A 21,213-nucleotide genomic window follows, 5' to 3' on the forward strand; every position below is an offset into this window, starting at 1 on the left:
ATTTTTTTTTATAACCAAATAATAAAAAAGAGAAGCCGAGGCTTCTCTTTTTTTAGATGTGCTTTCTTCATAAATGAAGAAAAGTGCAAGATTTCAGTTAATTCCTAAGAATTAGTCGAAGATCTTAGCAACAACACCAGCACCTACTGTACGGCCACCTTCACGGATAGCGAAACGTAGACCTTCATCCATTGCGATTGGAGCGATTAGCTCTACTTGCATTTGGATGTTGTCGCCAGGCATTACCATTTCTACGCCTTCTGGTAGAGAGATATCACCAGTTACGTCAGTTGTACGGAAGTAGAACTGTGGACGGTAGCCTTTGAAGAATGGAGTGTGACGACCACCTTCATCTTTAGACAGTACGTATACTTCTGATTCGAACTTAGTGTGTGGGTTGATTGACTTAGGAGCCGCTAGTACTTGACCACGCTCTACTTCGTCACGCTTAGTACCACGTAGAAGGGCACCAACGTTCTCACCCGCACGACCTTCGTCTAGAAGCTTACGGAACATTTCAACACCAGTACAAGTCGTTGTTGTAGTTTCTTTAATACCTACGATTTCGACTTCATCACCTACTGTTAGGATACCGCGCTCGATACGACCAGTTACTACTGTACCACGACCTTGGATTGAGAATACGTCTTCGATTGGTAGTAGGAATGGTTGGTCTACTGCACGCTCTGGCTCTGGGATGTAAGAGTCTAGTGCTTCAGCAAGCTCAACGATCTTGTCTTCCCACTGCTTCTCGCCGTTTAGTGCGCCTAGTGCAGAACCTTGGATAACTGGTAGGTCATCACCTGGGAAGTCGTACTCAGATAGAAGTTCACGAACTTCCATTTCTACTAACTCTAGTAGCTCTTCATCGTCAACCATGTCACATTTGTTCATGAATACGATGATGTATGGGATACCAACCTGACGGCCTAGTAGGATGTGCTCACGAGTTTGTGGCATTGGGCCATCTGTCGCAGCAACAACTAGGATACCACCGTCCATCTGTGCAGCACCTGTGATCATGTTTTTAACATAATCCGCGTGTCCTGGACAGTCTACGTGTGCGTAGTGACGAGTTGGAGTGTCGTACTCAACGTGAGATGTTGCGATTGTGATACCGCGCTCACGCTCTTCTGGAGCGTTATCGATAGATGCGAAGTCTTTCGCTTCACCGCCGTACACTTTAGCAAGAGTTGTACAGATTGCAGCAGTTAGAGTTGTTTTACCGTGGTCAACGTGGCCGATAGTACCAACGTTTACGTGCGGTTTAGTACGTTCAAATTTTTCTTTAGACACGATCGTGTTCCTTCCTAGTTATGATTCGCCGCGAACGTTATTGATCACGACGCGCCAGAATTTGCTATTTTATGCGCCAACGTCCGTCAGCGCAATATTTGGACGTATTGATCTTTAAAAAAGTCTTGCTATTTTTAAAGGTTAATACGATTTATTAGTAACCACGGTCTGCAATGATTTTATCTGCAAAGTTTTTCGGTACTTCAGCGTACTCGTTAAACTCCATAGAATAAGACGCACGACCTTGAGTCGCAGAGCGTAGATCCGTTGCATAACCAAACATCTCAGATAGTGGTACTTGAGCGCGGATGATCTTAATACCCGCCACTCCATCGTCCATACCTTCGATCATACCGCGACGACGGTTTAGGTCACCAACAACATCACCCATCCAATCTTCAGGCGTAGTTACTTCAACATTCATCATTGGCTCAAGAAGTACAGGCTGTGCTTCTAGTGAACCCTTCTTGAATGCCATCGAGCCAGCGATCTTAAACGCCATCTCGTTAGAGTCAACATCGTGGTAAGAACCATCAAACAGAGTGGCTTTAATATCTAAAACAGGATAACCCGCTAGAACACCACTGTTCATTTGCTCTTCGATACCTTTCGCTACCGAGCTGATGTATTCCTTAGGAACCACACCACCCACAATTTCGTCAACAAAGACAAAACCTTCGCCAGGTTCAGATGGCTCCAGTTTGATCCATACGTGACCATACTGACCACGACCACCAGATTGACGTACAAATTTACCTTCAACTTCCGCGTTACCACGAATCGTCTCTCGGTAAGCAACCTGAGGTTTACCAACATTACAGTCAACGCTGAATTCACGTTTCATACGGTCAACGATGATATCTAGGTGAAGCTCACCCATACCAGAGATCAGTGTCTGACCTGTTTCGTCGTCCGTTTCTACGCGGAATGATGGGTCTTCTGCCGCTAGTTTACCTAGTGCTATACCCATCTTCTCTTGATCAGCAACAGAGCGAGGCTCTACTGCGATCTGAATAACTGGATCAGGAAACTCCATACGTTCCAGAATCACTTTATGGTTCTGGTCACATAGCGTGTCACCTGTAGTTACGTCTTTCAGGCCGATTGCCGCTGCAATATCACCTGCGCGAACTTCTTTAATTTCATCACGCTTGTTTGAGTGCATCTGTACGATACGACCAAAGCGTTCTTTCTTCTGTTTAACAGAGTTGTAAACAGCATCGCCAGAGTTGACCACACCAGAGTAAACACGCATAAAGGTCAGCGTACCTACGAATGGGTCAGTTGCGATCTTGAATGCTAATGCTGAGAACGGTTCGTTGTCGTCTGCATGACGTTCAACTTCGTTGTCGTTGTCATCCACACCTTTGATCGCTGGAACATCGATTGGCGATGGCAAGAATTCGACTACTGCATCGAGTACCGCTTGAACACCTTTGTTCTTAAACGCACTACCACAAGTGGCCAGTACGATTTCGTTGTTTAATGTACGTGTACGCAGTGCTTGCTTGATTTCAGCTTCCGTTAGTTCGCCTTCTTCAAGATACTTATCCATCAGCTCTTCGCTAGCTTCCGCTGCAGATTCAACGAGGTTGTTGTGCCACTCTTCAGCAAGCTCAAGCATGTCCGCTGGAATCTCTTCGTAAGTGAACGTTGTACCTTGATCAGCTTCACTCCAGTTGATCATCTTCATCTTGATTAGGTCAATAACACCCTTGAAGTCATCTTCCGCACCAACGTTAAGTTGGATAGGAACAGGGTTCGCACCAAGACGGTTTTTGATTTGATCAACAACGCGTAGGAAGTCAGCACCTGCACGGTCCATCTTGTTAACAAATACCATACGAGGTACTTGGTACTTGTCAGCTTGACGCCATACAGTTTCAGATTGAGGTTCAACACCCGATGAACCACAGAACACAACGACAGCACCATCAAGTACGCGCAGTGAACGCTCTACTTCGATAGTGAAATCTACGTGTCCGGGAGTATCGATGATGTTGATGCGGTGGTCTTGGAATTGTGCGTCCATACCACGCCAGAAAGTCGTCGTAGCCGCTGAGGTGATGGTGATACCACGCTCCTGCTCCTGCTCCATCCAGTCCATGGTAGCAGCACCATCGTGAACTTCACCGATTTTATGAGAAAGGCCAGTGTAGAACAGAATACGTTCACTTGTGGTTGTTTTACCTGCGTCTACGTGAGCGACGATACCAATATTACGGTAGCGCTCAATAGGTGTTTTACGAGCCACGATTGAATCCTCTTGAATTAGGGACTATTGCTATTTCTAGTTGCATTTTAGTCTGCTCATGGCAATTTTTACGTGCCCTAGATATAGCAATAGTTCCTAAGCTTGCGCATAGGAACTAGAGTAGCGCCGCGAAGGTTCTCGCGGCACTGAAAGGTATTACCAGCGGTAATGAGCGAATGCTTTGTTCGCTTCTGCCATACGGTGAACGTCTTCACGTTTCTTAACAGCAGTACCTTTGTTCTCAGACGCGTCTAGCATTTCAGCAGCTAGGCGTTGAGCCATAGATTTTTCACCACGCTTACGCGCAGCTTCAACTACCCAACGCATAGCAAGTGCGTTACGGCGAACCGGACGTACTTCTACAGGTACTTGGTAAGTTGAACCACCCACGCGACGAGATTTAACCTCTACCGCAGGGCGAACATTTTCAAGAGCTTCTTCAAATACAGCTAAGTGATCTTTACCAGATTTCTCAGCCATTGCATCTAGTGCAGTGTAAACAATTTTCTCTGCAGTAGATTTTTTACCGTCAACCATAAGGATGTTAACGAATTTTGCCAGCAGTTCTGATTTGAACTTTGGATCTGGAAGGATCTTACGCTGACCGATGACGCGACGACGTGGCATGGAATTTCTCCGTTGTCTTATTCTTCAGGTTATCCAAAACTTTACAGTTTCTTCAAAAATTAATATTAATTTTAGTGTTTGGCCTTACTTAACGCTTCTCTTTAAAAGAAAAGACGATTAAGACTTAGGACGCTTCACACCGTACTTAGAACGACCTTGTTTACGGTCATTTACGCCAGCACAGTCAAGTGCACCACGTACTGTGTGGTAACGTACACCCGGAAGGTCTTTAACACGACCGCCACGGATTAGAACAACTGAGTGCTCTTGAAGGTTGTGACCTTCACCACCGATGTACGAAGTTACTTCGAAACCGTTTGTTAGACGTACACGACATACTTTACGTAGTGCCGAGTTAGGTTTTTTAGGTGTAGTAGTGTAAACACGAGTACATACACCACGTTTTTGTGGGCACGCTTCTAGTGCTGGCACGTTGCTTTTAACAACTTGCTTTGCACGTGGCTTACGTACCAACTGGTTAATAGTTGCCATTAACTAGCTCCTGATTTACTTAAAAGTAAGCTTTGTGAAAAATCTAACCCTATCTACACGTGTACCGAAGTACTTCGTACAAATAGGGACGCAAAATTCTATGCAGCAGTGAGAGGTGTGTCAAGAAATATACGGATCTTTTTTGTCCAACTCGAACACGTATGCCGTAAATGCTGATTCACACTATGCTAGGGACAAGACTCAATCCCAGGTGAGAGAGTTTTCTTGCTCAGAAGTCAGATCGACAAAGCTTTCGTAGTCGACCGTCTCTATCGATGGGCTCGTGCGGTTGAGGATACCACGGGCTGCCAGATCACTCCGCAATACAAAGGTATTGAGGCCTTTTATCAAAGGGTAAGTCTTGTGTTGGGGATTGACCGAGTACACCGCATCTTCTATCAGCAACAAAACATCGCCGTCAACATACACCTTTACGACGTCTTCTAACGCCGCTACCGACTTAACAATATGTAACATGATTCCCTTAAAAAGAAAGTACTTTGCCAGCGCGATGGATCTGCGCCTGAATATCAACAATAGAAAGCGATTCAGCGTTTATCACTAAATCTGCTTGCGCTAGCCCACGTTCCGCCAATGAAACCGAGCAGACGTACACTTGTTCGATATCGTAAAGATCAAATAGCTTGAGCATAGGTGAATAGTCTTTACTCAGAATATCACCAGTTTGCTGACCGGCAATCAACTGGTAAACGCCATCCCCAATAAACACTACGCTGATATCTTCACAATACGCTGATGCTGCCAATAAAGCATCAATGCCTTCCCGACCAGAGGCACTACCATGGGGGGCACTACGGAATACATAGGTTAACTTGCTCAAAACTGCACCACTCTATCTTGCGTAAGCATAGCTTCAGCCAGACTGCCCAGCCCTGCCTGATAAAATCCATCTGCAAGGTTACTTTGCATCAAGCTGTGTTGGTTGGCTTCATCCTGACTGACGACACCACGACGCAATGCGGCGGCAACACAAGTTTCAAGACGCACAGCGTGTTCTGAAGCCAGAGATTGCCAAGCTTTGACCAAATCAAATTCGTCATTCGCTGGCACACTCAGTGCCGTTCCGTTGGTTACGCCATCCTGATAAAAGAACACGCTCACTAACCGATGACCTTTATTAATCAGGCTGCGTGCAAATTGATAGGCCGTTCTGGCGGACTGACTACCATAAACTGAGCCGTTGACGACCAAGGTATAGCTCAATGAATTCAACTTTCGTCTTCCTCAGTTTTGCGCTGGCGGATATAGAGATAGACGGTGTGTTTAGAGATATTCAAACGATCTGCTACCCGATTTATCGCGTCTTTGATATCAAAGATTCCTTTATCGAATAACTCCATCACAATTTGACGGTTTTTGGTGTTGTTCGATACCGACTTATCAGCATTTATCTCTTCTATTGTACGCTCAACCGTCTGATCCACCAGCTCCTCAACATCACTGGCAAAGTTTACGGAGGAAGCCGCTTGCTTGGCTTCTTCGGTAGGCATGAAAGATTGCAATACTTGAGAGAATGGCGCATCGAGATTCACGTTGATACATAGCAAGCCAATAACACGATTTTCACCGTTACGGATCGCAACAGTAATCGACTTCATCAGCACACCACCTTTGGCACGGGTAAAATATGAGCGAGAGAAGTTACGTTCCGAGCCTTCAATATCACGTAACATTTTTAACGCTAAATCCGTGATAGGTGAACCGACCTGACGCCCTGTGTTTTCACCATTCGCAATTTTAATAGCTGATGTATTGAGGTCTTCCAGAGAATGCAGAACGATTTCACAAAAAGGGCCGATAAGACTAGCAATGCCGTCCACAACTGCTTCATACGATCTCAGAATAATTTTGTCGTGCTCACTAAATGGCATCACATTGACAGATTCCATTTCGAGCAACATATCTGTGTTTACTGTGTCTGTAGTTGTCACTTTTTAAGCCTTCGAGCGAAAAATCAACAAATTGGTGTAAGTTTATCAGAAATTTTGAATTGAACATCTAGCAATGCCACTATCTAGTGATTTAGAACAAACTATTCACGCGATACAGTGCCCAGAACATAAAAAAGGCCTGACTTTCATCAGACCTTTCTACTTCATTCTGCGAGTAGTGGTTTATTGAACCGCTTGCTCACCTTCACCGTTATCGATTTTCAGTAGTTCAACTTCAAAGACCAGTGTTGAGTTTGCAGGGATAGTTGGCGTATCTTGCTCACCGTATGCCAATTCAGGTGGAATAACGAACTTAAACTTAGAACCCACAGGCATTAGCTGCACACCTTCCGTCCAACCAGAAATCACGCGATTAAGTGGGAACGTCGCAGGTTCACCACGGTCGTATGAACTATCGAATTGAGTGCCGTCAATCAACGTGCCTTTGTAATGAACCTGAACCGTATCTGTGTCTTTCGGCTGTTCACCTGTAGCTGGTGTCATTACTTGGTAAAGAAGGCCTGAGTCCGTCTTTTTGACACCATCTTGCTTTTCAAAATCAGTACGGAAATCATCACCCGCTTTCTTTGCTTCAGCCGCTTTTTCTGCCGCTTGCTTTTGCATTGTTTCAGCAACGCGCTTGTCTAGTGATTCAAGTGCTGCACGTGTTTCTTCTTCATTAAGCTCGGGATTGCCCGCAAACACATGTTCTATGCCTTTCAGTACGAGATCTTTATCTAGGTTAATACCAATTTCATTTGGTTTGTCTAAGCTAGTGTTTAGGTAATTAGCAAACGATACGCCAATCGCGTAAGCTGCTTTTTCATCGTCGGTTTTAAAGTGAACCGTTTTACCGGCTTCTGCTTGCACTTGCTCGACTGCAGGCGCGGCTTCTGTTTTAGCTTCTTCTTCTTTTTGACAGCCAACCGCCAACATTACTGTTGCTGCAAGCAGTGACACCTTAAAAATAGATTTCATTGAATTCTCCAATTAATGGCTAACCATTTGTCTTTGCGCACAAATCTGTAATTTCGACTGGTGCTCATAAGCATGTTGTACCACTATAACCAATATGCGTTTTAATTAAACGTTAACTAAAGCGGATCTTTGTATTTAATGCGAATTATTTTTCACACTCTGATACTTACGTTTGTCATCGCAGCGTTAAATGGCTGCTTTTTCTCCACACAGGATGATCAACGCTGGGTAATTGAACCTCTGGGAACCACCAGTTTCGCCTTAAGCCGAGATGCCCGATTTGCCCTGTTGTACTCTAAAGAGCATCAACTGGTACTGTGGGACCTCTACGAAAGCCAACAGCTTGCCTCATTAGGCGAACAAGATCCTCAAGCGAGTACCGTTTCTCGAATCCGTATCTCAGATAACGGCCGATTTGCCGTCACTGCAACACAAATAAACTTTGCTGTATGGGATTTAGCTTGGACACAAGCTCAAGGGCTCTGGTCCATCTCAGACGGCTTAATTCGCGATATCGACATCGCCAGCAATGGTGAACAAGTCTTGCTGGGGTTATCGAATGGCAAAGCCATATACGTCAACTTAGTCACTGGAAGACGCCTAGAGTTCCTTGCCCATAATGAAAAAGTGAATTCCGTTGCCCTATCTCCTAATGGTCGTTTCGCTTTATCGGGAGGTAATGATTATACCGCCTATCTATGGGATACCCGTACAGGGCAAATTCTCAAGAGCTTTGAGCATGAGCAGCGCATCAATCGTGTCGCCCTACAAAGAGATGGTTTGTATGCCTTTACTTCAGATGGAGGCAATCAGGCAATCATCTGGGATCTCAGAACTGGAGAACAAATTTCCAATCTGCGCAGTTTTTCTCGTCAGTTGATCTTCTCAACGGCCCGCTTCTCTGATGACGGGCAGTTCCTTGTCACTGGTACTCCTTCAAGCCGAATTATGGTCTGGGACATACAAACAGGTAAAAAGGTCGAGGGATTTGAAGCAGAGCCTTTAAAAGATACTCGCCCTCCACGCGCAGTGGTGTATGATGCAGCCTTTGATAATCAGAACCGAGTGATATCTGGCACCTCTGCAGGGATCGCCCAGGCTTGGAGTGTGGATAACTAATCATGACCGAAAAGCGTATTGAAGAGCTAGAGAACCGTCTTAACGACATGGAGTGCCAGCTTGCTTTCCAAGAGCAGACTATTGAGTCTCTCAATGATGCACTAAGTCAGCAACAACTGCTGATCACGAAAATGCAGGATCAGATGAAGTACGTGGTGGGCAAAGTCAAAAACATGGACTCATCTAATTTAGCAGATCCAGCCCAAGAAACCCCGCCACCACACTACTAACTAAACACGTATGCAATCACGGCACCTGCAACCACTAAACACCCACCGATACGCCTAAGTTGATTGTCGGGTTGTTCACTAAGCTGAGAGACCATATTTCTCCAACCGTTCGGTGCGATTAGAGGCCCCAACCCTTCCACAATCAACACTAAACCCAGAGCCATCCATAGAGAATTAGTCATCGCTTTTTCCTCGAAAAAACAAAGGCTCCACAAGGGAGCCTTTTATTGATGAGTTTGAACTTACTTAGCAGGCGTACCTGCTGAGTTGTTCATGTACTGGAAGAAATCACTCTTAGGATCCAGTACTAAAATGTCGCTTTCACTGTTAAATGAAGACTGATAAGCGCGCAATGAACGGATAAACCCGAAGAACTCAGGGTCCTTGCTATAAGCTTCAGCATAGATGTTGGCAGCTTCAGCATCCGCATCACCCCTAGTGATTCTAGCGGTCTTGTCTGCTTCAGCAAGAATCGTCGCCACTTCTAATTCAGCTTGAGCGCGAATAATTTCCGCTTGCTCGCGACCCTCTGAACGAAACTGCCTTGCAACTGACTCACGCTCTGCTCGCATCCGATTATAGATAGATTGGTTGATACTATCTGGAAGGTTAATCTTCTTCATTCTAAAGTCGAAGACATGAATACCCAAATCTTCCATCGCATCTTTGCGCGTATCGTTGAGCACGTTCTTCATAATGATGTCACGCTCGCCGTCAACTTCTAGTGCCTCTTTGGCAGCTTCAGTGGTTACCACATCGGCGTCAGTACTGTCAGGCAATATATCTGTGTTACGTGGCCCAGAAACGATCTGCTTTATCTCACGTGAACCTATTTCTGAACGCAACACGTCCGTTACTTTACGGCTTAGTAGTGTTTGGGCTGTATTAGCGTTGCCACCACCAGTGGCAAGATAATACTGACCAAAGTCTTCGATACGCCACTTTATGTACGAATCGATCAAAACATCCTTTTTCTCAGACGTTACGAAACGATCCGAGCGCCCGTCCATCGTCTGAATCTTAGCGTCTAGGGTTTTGACTCGGTCAAACAGTGGCATTTTGAAGTGCAAGCCCGGTTCGTAGATTCGTGCAATCTCATTGTTGTCTTTCAACACTCGACCGAAACGAACAACGATACCACGCTCTCCTTCAGGTATCACAAATAGCGACATCAACATAAGGACAAGTGCGACGACCAAAACAGGGATCATTAACTTACGCATTTTTAATATCTCCCTTGACGTGAGGTAGAACGAGAACCTGAGTCATTGGTATCACTATTTGATTGCGGTTCTAACTCAATTTTTTCATATGTAGAGGTTTCTTTCATTGAGCGACTGCGAGTTTCTTTTTGACCACTGGTAAGCTTATCGATAGGTAGATACAACAGATTACCGCTCGACTCTGAATCAATCAGAACTTTCGATGTACTGGAGTAAACTTTCTCCATCGTATCTAAGTAGAGTCGATTACGAGTCACTTCTGGTGCAGCTTGGTACTCAGGGAGTAACTTCTCAAACTGAGCGACTTCACCTAACGCTCCATTGACGACTCGCTCACTGTAGCCTTGCGCTTCTTTAAGGAGACGTTCAGCACGACCTTTAGCCTTAGGAATAATATCGTTTTGATATGCTTCGGCTTCACGCTTAAAGCGCTGCGCGTCCTCACGAGACGCTGTCGCATCATCAAACGCATCTTTCACTTCTTCAGGTGGACGAGCATCTTCAAAGTTCACCGCTACAATTTCAATACCCATATCATAATTATTGACGATATCTTCGAGGGTGATTTGAGTATTCTGACGGATAGACAAGCGACCGCTCGTCAAAATGCTGTCCATTAGTGAATCACCGATTACGGCACGCAGTGCAGAATCTGTTGCTTGACGTAAGCTGTCATCTGCGTTGGTCACGCGGAATAGGTATTTGTAAGGATCCGCGACACGATATTGAACATCCATCGCAACAGCCACAACGTTTTCATCTTTTGTCAGCATTAGACCAGAAGAACGTAGCGAACGAATTGCCTGTTCGTTGACCGCTTGATACTCATCGATAAAGCGAGGACGCCAGTTCAAACCTGGATCAACCACACGGTCATACTTACCTAGACGTAGCACGACACCACGCTCACCTTCACCAATGGTGTAAAAGCCAGCAAAGAACCAAATTGCTATCGCGATAACTGCAATGACACCAAAACCTAGTGTACCGCCGCCACCGCCTATAGACGATCCTTTGCCTCCTTTTCCACCACCAAACTTTCCACCCAGTTTCTGACTCAGTTTATTAAACACTTCGTCTAAGTCTGGCGGTCCTTGATCACGGCCACCTTTATTACCACGATTATTATTACCCCATGGGTCGTTATCGCGGCCATTGTTGCCGTTGTTATTACCAGGCTCATTCCACGCCATTAGAAAGCTCCATCATTTGATATGACGTTATACTGTAGCAGTCATTTAAGTAACTATAAAGTCACGTAAAACTGCCCCTTCTCTTTTTCAAGTCTAGACCAATCAACTTGTTGCATTCGAACATCAATCAACAAGTTGCCATCCTGATCATATTCTTCTCGTTGAATACATTTCATCTGGAAGAATGTACTACGAATGCGCCCCTGATGCTGTGGCGGTATTCGCAACTGATATTGAACCATTTGACTGGCTAAACACTCAGTCAGGGCTTCAAACAGCAGTTCAATACCCACGCCTTCCATTGCTGAAACCCAAACGGCACGAGGAACACCTTCTTCGTCCCTTTCTATTCGAGGTTTCTGGTCTTCGAGGTTATCAATTTTGTTCATGACAATCAGAGCAGGCACCTCATGGGCATCTATCTCTTCAAGTACATCATGAACTGCATGAATATTCTCACGAAAACGCTCATCACTGGCATCGACAACATGTAACAAAATGTCAGCTTCCTGCGTTTCTTGCAGGGTTGCTTTGAAAGCAGCAACCAGATCATGGGGTAAATGGCGGATGAATCCAACCGTATCTGCCAAAATGGCTGTACCCACATCAGCTAGCTCTATTCTTCTCAACGTTGGATCCAAAGTGGCAAACAGCTGGTCAGCTGCGTAAACGCCTGCTTCAGTGATACGGTTAAACATAGTGGATTTACCCGCATTGGTATAACCAACCAGAGAGATAGTGGGGATTTCCGCTCGATTTCTGGCTCGGCGACCTTGTTCACGCTGTTTTGCCACCTTTTCCAAACGGCGCAATATAGCTTTTATACGGTCACGCAATAAACGTCGGTCAGTTTCTAACTGAGTTTCACCTGGACCACGTAAACCAATGCCACCTTTTTGCCTTTCAAGGTGGGTCCAACCACGAATAAGTCGAGTAGAAATATGACGAAGTTGAGCAAGCTCAACCTGCAGTTTACCTTCGTGCGTTCGGGCACGTTGAGCAAAAATGTCTAAGATGAGACCGGTACGATCAAGAACTCGACATTTACACAACGATTCTAGGTTACGTTCTTGGGCAGGAGAGAGGGCGTGATTGAATATCACTACATCCGCAGCAGCAAGTTGCACCGCTTGGGCAATTTCCTGAGCTTTACCCTCTCCGACATAGTATTTAGGGTGTGGTGACTGGCGACTTCCAGTTACAACTTGTAACGTTGAGACCCCAGCCGAAGATACCAGCATTTCAAACTCACTGAGATCTTCCCACTCCCCTTCTTGCGTGAAGTTGATATGAACAAGTACGGCTCGCTCACCGGCTTCATAACGGTCAAACAAGCAATCAACTCCTTAAAATAATACTAATTTCTTTTTCCGAGAATTAATCTTCTGATTTCTCTTGCTGACGCTCGCCGCCCTGAGGACGCTCACCACTATGGTGGCTAACTGGACGAGCAGGCACTACTGTGGAGATAGCGTGCTTGTATACCATCTGGTTGACGGTGTTTTTCAGCAAGATCACAAATTGATCGAAAGACTCAATCTGACCCTGTAGTTTAATTCCGTTTACTAGGTAGATTGATACGGGAATACGTTCACGACGTAATGCATTTAAGAATGGGTCTTGTAAAGATTGCCCCTTAGCCATTTTATTTTCCTTATTTTGTAATTTTGTTCTAGTTATTTAGCTAGTGGTGCACTGAAAAACTAGGTGCGCCTTTGCATCTGAGCTAAACGAATAAAAAACACCCTGTCGTTACCTGTTATGGCGGCTTTGTTACCAAATTTCAAGTAACAGATCCTTTACAGAGTTCATTCACGCAAAAGCGATCACATTATACACAGCTAAAACCTTCAGACGCTATGGCATTTGATACGGTTTCTAGAGCTTGTTCTATGTTTTCGCTATCTAACCAAGTTAAATCATCCCAACTGCGTAACCAGGTGATTTGTCGCTTGGCCAACTGGCGGGTCGCGCAGATACCTTTAAAAATGGCATCGTCAAGTGTGCAGTTCCCATCCAAATAATCCCACATCTGCCGATAACCGACACAACGAATAGAAGGAAGATCAGAATGAAGATCATCTCTGGCATACAAGCCACGCATCTCCTGTTCAAATCCCGCTTCCATCATTTTGTCGAATCTAAACTCAATTCGGCGATGGAGTTCAGCCCTTTCCTTGGGAGCTATTGCGAACTGTTTTACCCTAAACGGCAGGCTTTGACCTTTGGTTTGAGTCAGTTCAGTAAGAGTTTTACCTGAAATTCGATAAACTTCCAATGCCCTAGACAATCTTTGTGGATCATTGGGGTGGATTCGTTCAGCTGAAACCGGATCAATCTCTTTGAGTTGATCGTGCAGTACGTCCCAGCCAAGAGTCAATGCTTCTTGCTCAATTTGCTGACGTATTTCAGGGTTTGCAGCCGGAAGAGGTGATAAACCTTCCAGTAATGCTTTGTAGTAGAGCATGGTTCCACCAACCAAGAGTGGGATCTTACCTTGCTCTACAATCTTGTGCATTTCATTCAACGCATCACGACGGAAGTCTGCGGCGGAATAAGCTTCACTCGGATCGAGAATGTCAATCAAACGATGAGGAGCGAGTGCTTGCTCGTCTTCATCTGGCTTGGCGGTGCCAATGTCCATTCCCTTATAAATCAAAGCAGAGTCAACAGAGATGAGCTCTACTGGGTATTTTTTTCGCAAACGGATAGCCAGATCGGTTTTGCCCGATGCGGTTGGCCCCATTAGAAAGAGGGCTAAAGGTAATTCATTCTTCATAACTTCATCGCTGCAATGGTTGCAGAAAAATCAACAGGGCGAACAAAAGTACGGTCATCCAACGGCAGGTTCCCCTGCCAAAGTTGTTCTATCTCAGCAATGACCTGTATTGCTTCCGACAAAGTGTAGTCGTTTTTGACCTGTGTGATCTGGTTGGTTAACCAATCAGAGAGCGCCTGTGGTGGCAGTATTTGATCATTCTCTGATATCAAAGCGGCGTAAGATAACAGATCTGGTACTAATTGTTGCAAATTTTGCTGACGAAGCGGCTGAGGTACACCCATGATCATCAATGAGGAGGAACTTCGACTCTTCAACTCTATGCCAAACTGCATCAACATTGCGTGATGCTGTTGAGAGGCTTCAATCTGCTGAGGATCGAGTTTCAATGACAATGGCACTAATAAAGGCTGACTCTTCAATGCACCTCCATTGAGAGACAACTGTCCGTTCACACGCAACCATTCTGCTTTAGCCATTGAGACTACCCTAGCTCCCAGTTTATCTCCCATAAGCAAGTATTGGCCATGAGTCACGCAGACAGCTTTGCCTAATGCCTCTATTACCTCAGCAGGCTCTGTAGGAGCTGAAGGCACAGGTTCGAGTTCTGATGGAGTTGAAGGGGCTTTCTGAGACAATACAGGTGTTTCCAGTAACTCTTTGTAAGCACGCACTTCCTGCTTGCTTGGGGCTGGCTCTCCATAGCGTTCTTCAGATTTCACTTTTTGCCGAGGTACAGGACGCGACTCTACCCAGTCACTTCTCGCAACAGCCTCACACACCTGAGTTCGCTCTTTCTCAGCTTGACGCTTTTCTTCATAGCCTTGCTGGCCAGGATAAGCAGGCACTTTTTCTACTGCGCGGTACACGTTTTTAGACACCGTATTGGGCTCGGCAGCGGAAGGGGCCGGTATTTCAGGTGTAACGGGTTCAGTGTGAAATGCAGAGGCGTTGATGTCGGGTTTATCAATCTGAGCACTCTGAACTAGAGCATCGCTCAAGGCTTGATAAATGAAGTCATGTACTAGACGGGCTTGATGGAAACGCACTTCATGTTTCGCTGGGTGTACATTCACATCAACTTGATGGGGGTCTATTTCGATAAATAGCACGTAAGTGGCAAACTGTTCTGGGCGTAGGCTACTCTCATAACTTTGACGAATAGCGTGATTGATCAACTTATCACGCATCATCCGGCCATTGACGTAACAATATTGCAGGTCACTTTGCTGACGAGCGCCTTCAGGCGTGGTGATCCAACCATGCAACTTGAGCCCTTGGTGTTCAAGCTCAATCTTCAGCATGTTACGTACAAACGGGTTGCCACATACCGCTGCTATGCGCTTTTCTTCTTGGACCTGAGTTTTAGCCGCTCGGTATTGCTTAATCATCTTACCGTTGTGGCGCAAATTGATCGTGACGTCAAATCGGCTTAAAGCGATACGTTTTAACAGCTCATCAATATGAGTAAACTCGGTCTTCTCTGTGCGGAGGAATTTACGCCTAGCAGGCGTATTGAAAAACAGATCCAACACTTCTACTGAAGTACCAATAGGGTGCGCCGTCGGTTGAAGCTTGACTTCCATCTCGCGCCCTTCACTGTATGCAGACCAAGCTTGGTCCTGTGTAGCAGGGCGAGAGGTTAGCGTTAGGCGCGCAACAGAACTGATACTGGCAAGCGCTTCACCGCGAAAACCCAGGCTCATGATCGCTTCTAGATCATCCAAACAGTGGATCTTCGATGTAGCGTGACGACTCAGTGCTAAACCCAGCTCATCTTTTGCGATGCCTTTGCCATTATCACGTACACGGATTAACTTAGCGCCACCTTTTTCAATATCAATATCAATCCGGGTTGCACCAGAGTCTATACTATTTTCGACCAGTTCTTTGACGACTGAAGCTGGTCTCTCGACCACTTCCCCTGCGGCAATCTGGTTAGCCAGTCGTGCTGGAAGAATTTTAATCGTCATGCTTATCGCTACTTATTAGGAATGATCAGAACCTGACCAATCGCCAGTTCATCTGAACGCAGATTATTAGCTTTTCGGATCGCGCTGACACTCACATCATACTGACTGGCAATTTTCCCAAGAAACTCACCACGCTTCACTTTGTGTTTACGCAATGGCTGATCTTTCATGCTGACGGTAATTTTCAGCTTTTGACCGAGCTTAAGCGTGTCAGAACGCAGTTTATTTTCGCGTTTTATCGTTGCAACCGACACTTTATATCGCGCAGCAATCTTACCCAGGTATTCTCCACTCTGAACCACATGAGTAATCGTCTTGGTTTCCACCGGATTTGTCACTTTAGGCACTGGCACTGCACCTTTTGAACCAGGAATTGACAGTACCTGACCAATAGCAAGCCCAGAGCTTTTCAGCTTATTGGTCTGCATGATAGCTTTCGTTGTCGTGCCGTATTTTTTGGCGATCACTGACAGCGATTCACCGCGCTTAACCTTATGCTTGATCGTCTTGCCGCGATTCGCGAACAAGGTTCCTTCTGGTGGATTGGCTTCAAAGTACTGAACAATCGCTTTAGTCAGTGCGCGCGCCAATTTATCCTGATGACTACGTTGGAAGAGTAATTTTTCTTCTGTAGGGTTTGTGATAAACCCTGTCTCAACCAACACTGATGGAATATCAGGTGATTTCAACACCGCGAGGCTAGCGTTCACAGGCTGCTTCTTGTGTAACTTGATTCCCTCACGACTCATCTGCTTAAGGATCTTAGTGGCGACTTTATAGCCTTCTTTCTGAGAATGACTGAACTGCAGGTCTAACAACGTTTGACTGACATTCTTATCACTGGTGTTTTTAGACAGAACCTCGCCAGCACCACCAAGCAACTGCGACTGCTCCTCGTGATTTTCTACCCAACGGGCAATTTCTGAATTCGCTCGACGGGTATTGAGAACGAACACTGAACCTCCACGCGGCTGCGGAGTACGGAAACCATCTGCATGAATGGACACTAATAGATGCGCCTTGCTACCACGTGCGATTTCAGAACGCTTGTTGAGATTAACAAAGTAATCACCACGACGGGTCAACACAGCTTTCATTCCCGGCACCGCATTGATTTGAGCAGCTATTTTCTTGGAAATGGCCAGTGTCGCATGTTTCTCATACTTACGGTTTGGTCCTATAGAGCCTGGGTCTTCACCACCGTGCCCTGCATCAATCGCAACCACAATATCAGCGGTACCTAGTAACTGAGAAGCATCTCGGCTCACTTGAGTTGAACGACTTGGAGAAGAAGGCTTGACCGCTGCACTAGACGAAGAGGATGAGCCATGAGGCATGTCTATCACCAAACGATGACCATATTGCCCCCCGGAGTAGGCGCTAGCTTAAACAACTGTGGCGTGACTTTCCGTTTGAGTTCAAACACCAGTCGATAAGTCCCTTTCTGGGGCGGTGAGCTCTTACGAATCCTTTTCAGAACAGGGCTCTCTGAGACGTTAATCGGTAATTTGGTGTTGATAGAAGTCTGCTTGAGATCCACAACTAAGCGATCAGGAGTACTGAGCGTAAAATAGCTGTACTCCGCCTCCGATGCCAAATCGATAACCACGCGGGTTTCGTCGGGAGACGGCCAAACACGAATACTTTCAAGAGCATTTGCCAACACTCGGGTGGGCAAAAGAAGCAGAGCTAAGAGAAAAGAGACAGAGACAGCTCGAAAGAATTTATTGATTGTCATAACTCCAACTGTTCAAGTAATTTAGATCCATAATCGTTATTAGCAGTAAGATCAACCACACGCGCTTCATCATCGTAACGCAACTCTATATCCAGATCTGCGCGAGGAAGTAAGCCCTGTCCCTTCTCTGGCCATTCAACCAGACAGATAGCATCAGGCGTGAAGTAATCTCGGATCCCCATAAACTCCAACTCTTCCGGATCGGCTAAACGGTATAGATCAAAGTGATAAACTTGCCATTGGTCCAGCTGATACGGTTCCACTAGGGTATAGGTTGGGCTTTTAACGTTCCCCTTATGACCCAGTGCACGCACAAAACCTCGGCTAAATGTCGTTTTTCCTGCCCCCAAATCACCATGCAAATAGATGGTGGTTTGCTGAAAGCATAGCTTTGCCAAGACTGTCCCTAATTGAATTGTTGCTTGTTCATCTTTAAGGGCAAAATGTTTCGTGGTCATGAAGATCAATCTCTGCTGGGTGACTATATAAAAATCAAAAGAACAGGAATAGTAAACCGGGTTGGAATTGAGAGACAAGATCTGTTGTGTAAGTAAAAGCCAAATTCCTGCTATTTTTGCATGAATTCTCTGGCTTCGATGCTAGATTCAACAAAAAGATCCGTTAAGATCCGCCCCCCATTTCACCAGAGTCATAAGCATGAACTACCAAGAGCTCGCAAACAAGATCAAAGTTTGGGCCCAAGAGCTTGGCTTCCAGAAAGCCGGTATCTGCGACATTGACCTGAGTGAACACGAGTCTGCACTGCAAAAATGGCTTGATGCTGGCTATCACGGTGAGATGGATTGGATGGCACGTCACGGCATGATGCGAGCACGGCCTGCTGAGCTTCTGCCTGGCACAGTGAGAGTCATTAGTGTCCGTATGAACTACCTCCCTCCTGAAGCGCTATTCGCCGCCAATCTAGCCGACCCTACCCAGGCTTATATCAGCCGCTATGCGCTGGGTCGGGATTACCATAAACTGGTTCGCAACCAGTTAAAGAAACTAGGCCAGAAAATAGAACAAGAAGTGGGTCAGTTTGGCTACCGGCCTTTTGTTGATTCCGCGCCTATTTTAGAGCGTCCGTTGGCACAGAAAGCCGGACTCGGTTGGACGGGAAAACATTCCCTCATTCTGGATAAAGATTGTGGTTCGTGGTTTTTTCTTGGTGAACTACTTATCGATTTACCACTGCCGATCGATGAAGCGCACCAAGGCGATTGTGGCAAATGTACCGCTTGTATCACTTCCTGCCCTACTCAAGCCATTGTTGAAGAAGGTGTCGTTGATGCACGGCGATGCATTTCTTACCTAACCATTGAATTCGACGGCGTGATTCCTGAGGAATTCCGCAAACCTATGGGGAACCGCATTTATGGGTGCGATGACTGCCAACTTGTTTGTCCATGGAATCGCTTCTCTGACTTAACTGAAAGCGAAGATTTTCATCGCAGACAGGCATTGACCTCGCCAGATCTTATTACCCTGTTTGCATGGGATGAAAAAACATTTCTCAAAAATATGGAAGGTTCTGCCATTCGAAGAATAGGTCATATTCAGTGGTTAAGAAATTTGTCGATCGCCATGGGAAATGCACCATACTCAGCTAATATTATTGAGGCACTAGAGCAACGTATAGGATTAAGTGAAGTGCTGGATCAGCATATTCATTGGGCAATAGAGCAACAAATTGCCCAGATACCTCATTCATCGACTAAGCTCAATAGGCTAATCCGTATCGTGCAAAAAGGGCTACCTAGAGATGCATAAACTTTGCCTGCTATGACATGGCGAAGTTTGATTTAGCTCTAAAAACGAGAATGTGGAAAAAAGAAAAGGCGATTGCTTGTTTTCTTTCAGCTAAAGAAGTTAATCACATTAGCTATAAATGACTAGGATCAAAAAACAACCACTTAATGATCGTCAGAAATACGCGTTGGCTAACAAGAAAAAACCATTAATCCATTAATATACAATGACTTAACATTATATTTAGAATTAGAAAGAAATTTTCAAAACACAAAAGATCATTTCTATTCGATTAAAATCAGCATCCATAATCAGGTTACCCACTAACTTATCCACAAAAAAATTCTGTGGATAACTCTGTTAGTATTTACAGCTAGCCCTGACTCACCGAGGCTTATCATTAAAAAATAAAACGAGCACATCTCGTGCTGATTTGAATTTTAGACATAAAAACGCCCACCGTAATGGAGGACTTATTATGATGTTGATTGGTTTATGCTTCACAGCATTAGATAAAGAGCGGTGACCTTTAAGGTCGATTCAGACATCTGTAGTCTGAGAAGAATTTGGAGCGACACACGAGGTTCCCTATTCATAAACAAAAAGGCGTGACCTCAACCTTGGCAAGGTTGCGCTCAATCAAACTGAGCGGGTGTTGCGTCTTTATCATCGTTAAGCACGATGAAGGCTTTAAAATGGAGCGACACACGAGGTTCGAACTCGTGACCTCAACCTTGGCAAGGTTGCGCTCTACCAACTGAGCTAGTGTCGCAGTTCATTATTCAAAGCATAATGAAGGCTTAGAAAATTGGAGCGACACACGAGGTTCGAACTCGTGACCTCAACCTTGGCAAGGTTGCGCTCTACCAACTGAGCTAGTGTCGCATATCAACAGCAAGTGCTATTGATTAAGTTTGGTTGCGGGGGCCGGATTTGAACCGATGACCTTCGCGAGGTCTTATGAATAGCTGAGCCCGACGAGCTAGCGAATCACAACACCTAAAAATTTGGTTGCGGGGGCCGGATTTGAACCGACGACCTTCGGGTTATGAGCCCGACGAGCTACCAAGCTGCTCCACCCCGCGTCCGTATTGTCTCACCGTTAAGCACGATGACAGCCTCTAAATTTGGAGCGACACACGAGGTTCGAACTCGTGACCTCAACCTTGGCAAGGTTGCGCTCTACCAACTGAGCTAGTGTCGCATTGGTTGCGGGGGCCGGATATAAATCGATGACCTTCGCGAGGTTTTATGAATAGCTGAGCCCGACGAGCTAGCGAATCACAACACCTAAAAATTTGGTTGCGGGGGCCGGATTTGAACCGACGACCTTCGGGTTATGAGCCCGACGAGCTACCAAGCTGCTCCACCCCGCGTCCGTATTGTCTCATCGTTAAGCACGATGACAGCCTTAAATTTGGAGCGACACACGAGGTTCGAACTCGTGACCTCAACCTTGGCAAGGTTGCGCTCTACCAACTGAGCTAGTGTCGCATATCAACAGCAAGTGCTATTGATTAAATTTGGTTGCGGGGGCCGGATTTGAACCGACGACCTTCGGGTTATGAGCCCGACGAGCTACCAAGCTGCTCCACCCCGCGTCCGTATTG

General features: G+C 45.7%; 20 protein-coding genes, 7 tRNA genes and 1 pseudogene. 3 read left to right on the top strand and 25 right to left on the bottom strand.

All coding sequences use genetic code 11. From position 1 onward, the window contains the following. Positions 1-111: 111 nt before the first annotated feature. The 9 genes from tuf to fkpA all read right to left on the bottom strand — a co-directional run bounded on the left by tuf (position 112) and on the right by fkpA (position 7,599). Positions 112-1,296: an elongation factor Tu gene (gene tuf / locus KW548_00460; GenBank protein ID QXX06678.1), complete on the bottom strand. Its 1,185-nt coding sequence runs from the start codon at positions 1,294-1,296 to the stop codon at positions 112-114. 154 nt (positions 1,297-1,450) lie between these two features. Further along, positions 1,451-3,550, bottom strand: coding sequence for an elongation factor G (gene fusA / locus KW548_00465; protein ID QXX06679.1), 2,100 nt, complete (start codon positions 3,548-3,550; stop codon positions 1,451-1,453). A gap of 156 nt (positions 3,551-3,706) precedes the next feature. Next, on the bottom strand, positions 3,707-4,177 hold the full coding sequence (gene rpsG / locus KW548_00470; GenBank protein ID QXX06680.1) for a 30S ribosomal protein S7: 471 nt from the start codon (positions 4,175-4,177) through the stop codon (positions 3,707-3,709). A 117-nt stretch (positions 4,178-4,294) separates the two neighbouring features. Then, positions 4,295-4,669, bottom strand: coding sequence for a 30S ribosomal protein S12 (gene rpsL / locus KW548_00475; protein ID QXX06681.1), 375 nt, complete (start codon positions 4,667-4,669; stop codon positions 4,295-4,297). 201 nt (positions 4,670-4,870) lie between these two features. Then, a complete protein-coding gene (tusB, locus tag KW548_00480) occupies positions 4,871-5,146 on the bottom strand; it encodes a sulfurtransferase complex subunit TusB (protein QXX06682.1) in 276 nt (91 codons plus the stop codon). Between the two features lie 7 nt (positions 5,147-5,153). Further along, positions 5,154-5,510, bottom strand: a complete 357-nt coding sequence (gene tusC, locus KW548_00485; protein QXX06683.1) for a sulfurtransferase complex subunit TusC — start codon at positions 5,508-5,510, stop codon at positions 5,154-5,156. Continuing rightward, positions 5,507-5,902 (bottom strand): sulfurtransferase complex subunit TusD, encoded by a 396-nt coding sequence (gene tusD, locus KW548_00490; GenBank protein ID QXX06684.1) that lies wholly within the window; start codon positions 5,900-5,902, stop codon positions 5,507-5,509. Before tusD ends, tusC begins: the two co-directional genes overlap by 4 nt. After that, entirely contained in the window at positions 5,899-6,621 is a 723-nt protein-coding gene (locus tag KW548_00495) for a transcriptional regulator (GenBank protein QXX06685.1), read from the bottom strand. The genes tusD and KW548_00495 overlap by 4 nt, the downstream gene beginning before the upstream one ends. Positions 6,622-6,804: 183 nt before the next feature. Further along, entirely contained in the window at positions 6,805-7,599 is a 795-nt protein-coding gene (fkpA, locus tag KW548_00500) for an FKBP-type peptidyl-prolyl cis-trans isomerase (GenBank protein QXX06686.1), read from the bottom strand. Positions 7,600-7,737: 138 nt separating this feature from the next. Here fkpA and KW548_00505 point away from each other — a divergent pair, with 138 nt between their 5' ends. Both KW548_00505 and KW548_00510 read left to right on the top strand, forming a co-directional pair. Continuing rightward, the gene (locus tag KW548_00505; GenBank protein QXX06687.1) at positions 7,738-8,718 is read left to right on the top strand and encodes a PQQ-binding-like beta-propeller repeat protein; all 981 of its coding nucleotides are present in this window, start codon (positions 7,738-7,740) and stop codon (positions 8,716-8,718) included. A 2-nt stretch (positions 8,719-8,720) separates the two neighbouring features. Then, positions 8,721-8,948 (top strand): SlyX family protein, encoded by a 228-nt coding sequence (locus KW548_00510; GenBank protein QXX06688.1) that lies wholly within the window; start codon positions 8,721-8,723, stop codon positions 8,946-8,948. Here KW548_00510 and KW548_00515 read toward each other — a convergent pair. The 9 genes and pseudogenes from KW548_00515 to tsaE form a co-directional block, all read right to left on the bottom strand. After that, the gene (locus KW548_00515) at positions 8,945-9,130 is read right to left on the bottom strand and encodes a DUF2065 domain-containing protein (protein QXX06689.1); all 186 of its coding nucleotides are present in this window, start codon (positions 9,128-9,130) and stop codon (positions 8,945-8,947) included. The genes KW548_00510 and KW548_00515 overlap by 4 nt on opposite strands. 60 nt (positions 9,131-9,190) lie before the next feature. Then, positions 9,191-10,171 carry a protease modulator HflC gene (gene hflC, locus KW548_00520; protein QXX06690.1) on the bottom strand — a complete coding sequence of 327 codons (981 nt, stop codon included), beginning with the start codon at positions 10,169-10,171 and terminating at the stop codon, positions 9,191-9,193. A 2-nt stretch (positions 10,172-10,173) separates the two neighbouring features. Then, positions 10,174-11,364, bottom strand: coding sequence for an FtsH protease activity modulator HflK (gene hflK, locus KW548_00525; GenBank protein QXX06691.1), 1,191 nt, complete (start codon positions 11,362-11,364; stop codon positions 10,174-10,176). 53 nt (positions 11,365-11,417) lie between these two features. Next, positions 11,418-12,698 carry a GTPase HflX gene (hflX, locus tag KW548_00530; GenBank protein ID QXX06692.1) on the bottom strand — a complete coding sequence of 427 codons (1,281 nt, stop codon included), beginning with the start codon at positions 12,696-12,698 and terminating at the stop codon, positions 11,418-11,420. 43 nt (positions 12,699-12,741) lie between these two features. Beyond that, positions 12,742-13,008 (bottom strand): RNA chaperone Hfq, encoded by a 267-nt coding sequence (gene hfq / locus KW548_00535; protein ID QXX06693.1) that lies wholly within the window; start codon positions 13,006-13,008, stop codon positions 12,742-12,744. 187 nt (positions 13,009-13,195) lie between these two features. Next, positions 13,196-14,143, bottom strand: a complete 948-nt coding sequence (miaA, locus tag KW548_00540; protein QXX06694.1) for a tRNA (adenosine(37)-N6)-dimethylallyltransferase MiaA — start codon at positions 14,141-14,143, stop codon at positions 13,196-13,198. Continuing rightward, positions 14,140-16,116 (bottom strand): DNA mismatch repair endonuclease MutL, encoded by a 1,977-nt coding sequence (gene mutL / locus KW548_00545; protein ID QXX06695.1) that lies wholly within the window; start codon positions 16,114-16,116, stop codon positions 14,140-14,142. The genes miaA and mutL overlap by 4 nt, the downstream gene beginning before the upstream one ends. A gap of 8 nt (positions 16,117-16,124) precedes the next feature. Further along, positions 16,125-17,854, bottom strand: a pseudogene (locus KW548_00550) (N-acetylmuramoyl-L-alanine amidase). Next, the gene (tsaE, locus tag KW548_00555) at positions 17,851-18,312 is read right to left on the bottom strand and encodes a tRNA (adenosine(37)-N6)-threonylcarbamoyltransferase complex ATPase subunit type 1 TsaE (GenBank protein QXX06696.1); all 462 of its coding nucleotides are present in this window, start codon (positions 18,310-18,312) and stop codon (positions 17,851-17,853) included. The pseudogene KW548_00550 and the gene tsaE overlap by 4 nt, the downstream one beginning before the upstream one ends. Before the next feature lie 199 nt (positions 18,313-18,511). Between tsaE and queG the strand changes: the two genes are divergently transcribed. After that, positions 18,512-19,624, top strand: a complete 1,113-nt coding sequence (gene queG / locus KW548_00560; protein QXX06697.1) for a tRNA epoxyqueuosine(34) reductase QueG — start codon at positions 18,512-18,514, stop codon at positions 19,622-19,624. A 675-nt stretch (positions 19,625-20,299) separates the two neighbouring features. On the opposite strand, the gene KW548_00565 is transcribed toward queG, so the two are convergent. From KW548_00565 to KW548_00595, 7 genes are all read right to left on the bottom strand, one after another. After that, a tRNA-Gly gene (locus KW548_00565) sits at positions 20,300-20,375 on the bottom strand. A gap of 37 nt (positions 20,376-20,412) precedes the next feature. Then, positions 20,413-20,488, bottom strand: a tRNA-Gly gene (locus KW548_00570). Between the two features lie 123 nt (positions 20,489-20,611). Next, a tRNA-Met gene (locus tag KW548_00575) sits at positions 20,612-20,688 on the bottom strand. Between the two features lie 43 nt (positions 20,689-20,731). Next, a tRNA-Gly gene (locus KW548_00580) sits at positions 20,732-20,807 on the bottom strand. 95 nt (positions 20,808-20,902) lie between these two features. Then, a tRNA-Met gene (locus KW548_00585) sits at positions 20,903-20,979 on the bottom strand. A 42-nt stretch (positions 20,980-21,021) separates the two neighbouring features. Further along, a tRNA-Gly gene (locus KW548_00590) sits at positions 21,022-21,097 on the bottom strand. A gap of 30 nt (positions 21,098-21,127) precedes the next feature. Then, positions 21,128-21,204, bottom strand: a tRNA-Met gene (locus tag KW548_00595). Between the last annotated feature and the right edge of the window lie 9 nt (positions 21,205-21,213).

The organism is Vibrio neptunius, from assembly GCA_019339365.1.
GTDB lineage: Bacteria > Pseudomonadota > Gammaproteobacteria > Enterobacterales > Vibrionaceae > Vibrio > Vibrio neptunius.

Coding starts and splice junctions, on each gene's coding strand:
- rpsG (QXX06680.1), bottom strand. CDS start 4,177: ATGCCACGTCGTCGCGTCATCGGTCAGCGTAAGATCCTTCCAGATCCA.
- rpsL (QXX06681.1), bottom strand. CDS start 4,669: ATGGCAACTATTAACCAGTTGGTACGTAAGCCACGTGCAAAGCAAGTT.
- tusB (QXX06682.1), bottom strand. CDS start 5,146: ATGTTACATATTGTTAAGTCGGTAGCGGCGTTAGAAGACGTCGTAAAG.
- fkpA (QXX06686.1), bottom strand. CDS start 7,599: ATGAAATCTATTTTTAAGGTGTCACTGCTTGCAGCAACAGTAATGTTG.
- KW548_00505 (QXX06687.1), top strand. CDS start 7,738: ATGCGAATTATTTTTCACACTCTGATACTTACGTTTGTCATCGCAGCG.
- KW548_00510 (QXX06688.1), top strand. CDS start 8,721: ATGACCGAAAAGCGTATTGAAGAGCTAGAGAACCGTCTTAACGACATG.
- KW548_00515 (QXX06689.1), bottom strand. CDS start 9,130: ATGACTAATTCTCTATGGATGGCTCTGGGTTTAGTGTTGATTGTGGAA.
- hflC (QXX06690.1), bottom strand. CDS start 10,171: ATGCGTAAGTTAATGATCCCTGTTTTGGTCGTCGCACTTGTCCTTATG.
- hflK (QXX06691.1), bottom strand. CDS start 11,364: ATGGCGTGGAATGAGCCTGGTAATAACAACGGCAACAATGGCCGCGAT.
- hfq (QXX06693.1), bottom strand. CDS start 13,008: ATGGCTAAGGGGCAATCTTTACAAGACCCATTCTTAAATGCATTACGT.
- miaA (QXX06694.1), bottom strand. CDS start 14,143: ATGAAGAATGAATTACCTTTAGCCCTCTTTCTAATGGGGCCAACCGCA.
- mutL (QXX06695.1), bottom strand. CDS start 16,116: ATGACGATTAAAATTCTTCCAGCACGACTGGCTAACCAGATTGCCGCA.
- tsaE (QXX06696.1), bottom strand. CDS start 18,312: ATGACCACGAAACATTTTGCCCTTAAAGATGAACAAGCAACAATTCAA.
- queG (QXX06697.1), top strand. CDS start 18,512: ATGAACTACCAAGAGCTCGCAAACAAGATCAAAGTTTGGGCCCAAGAG.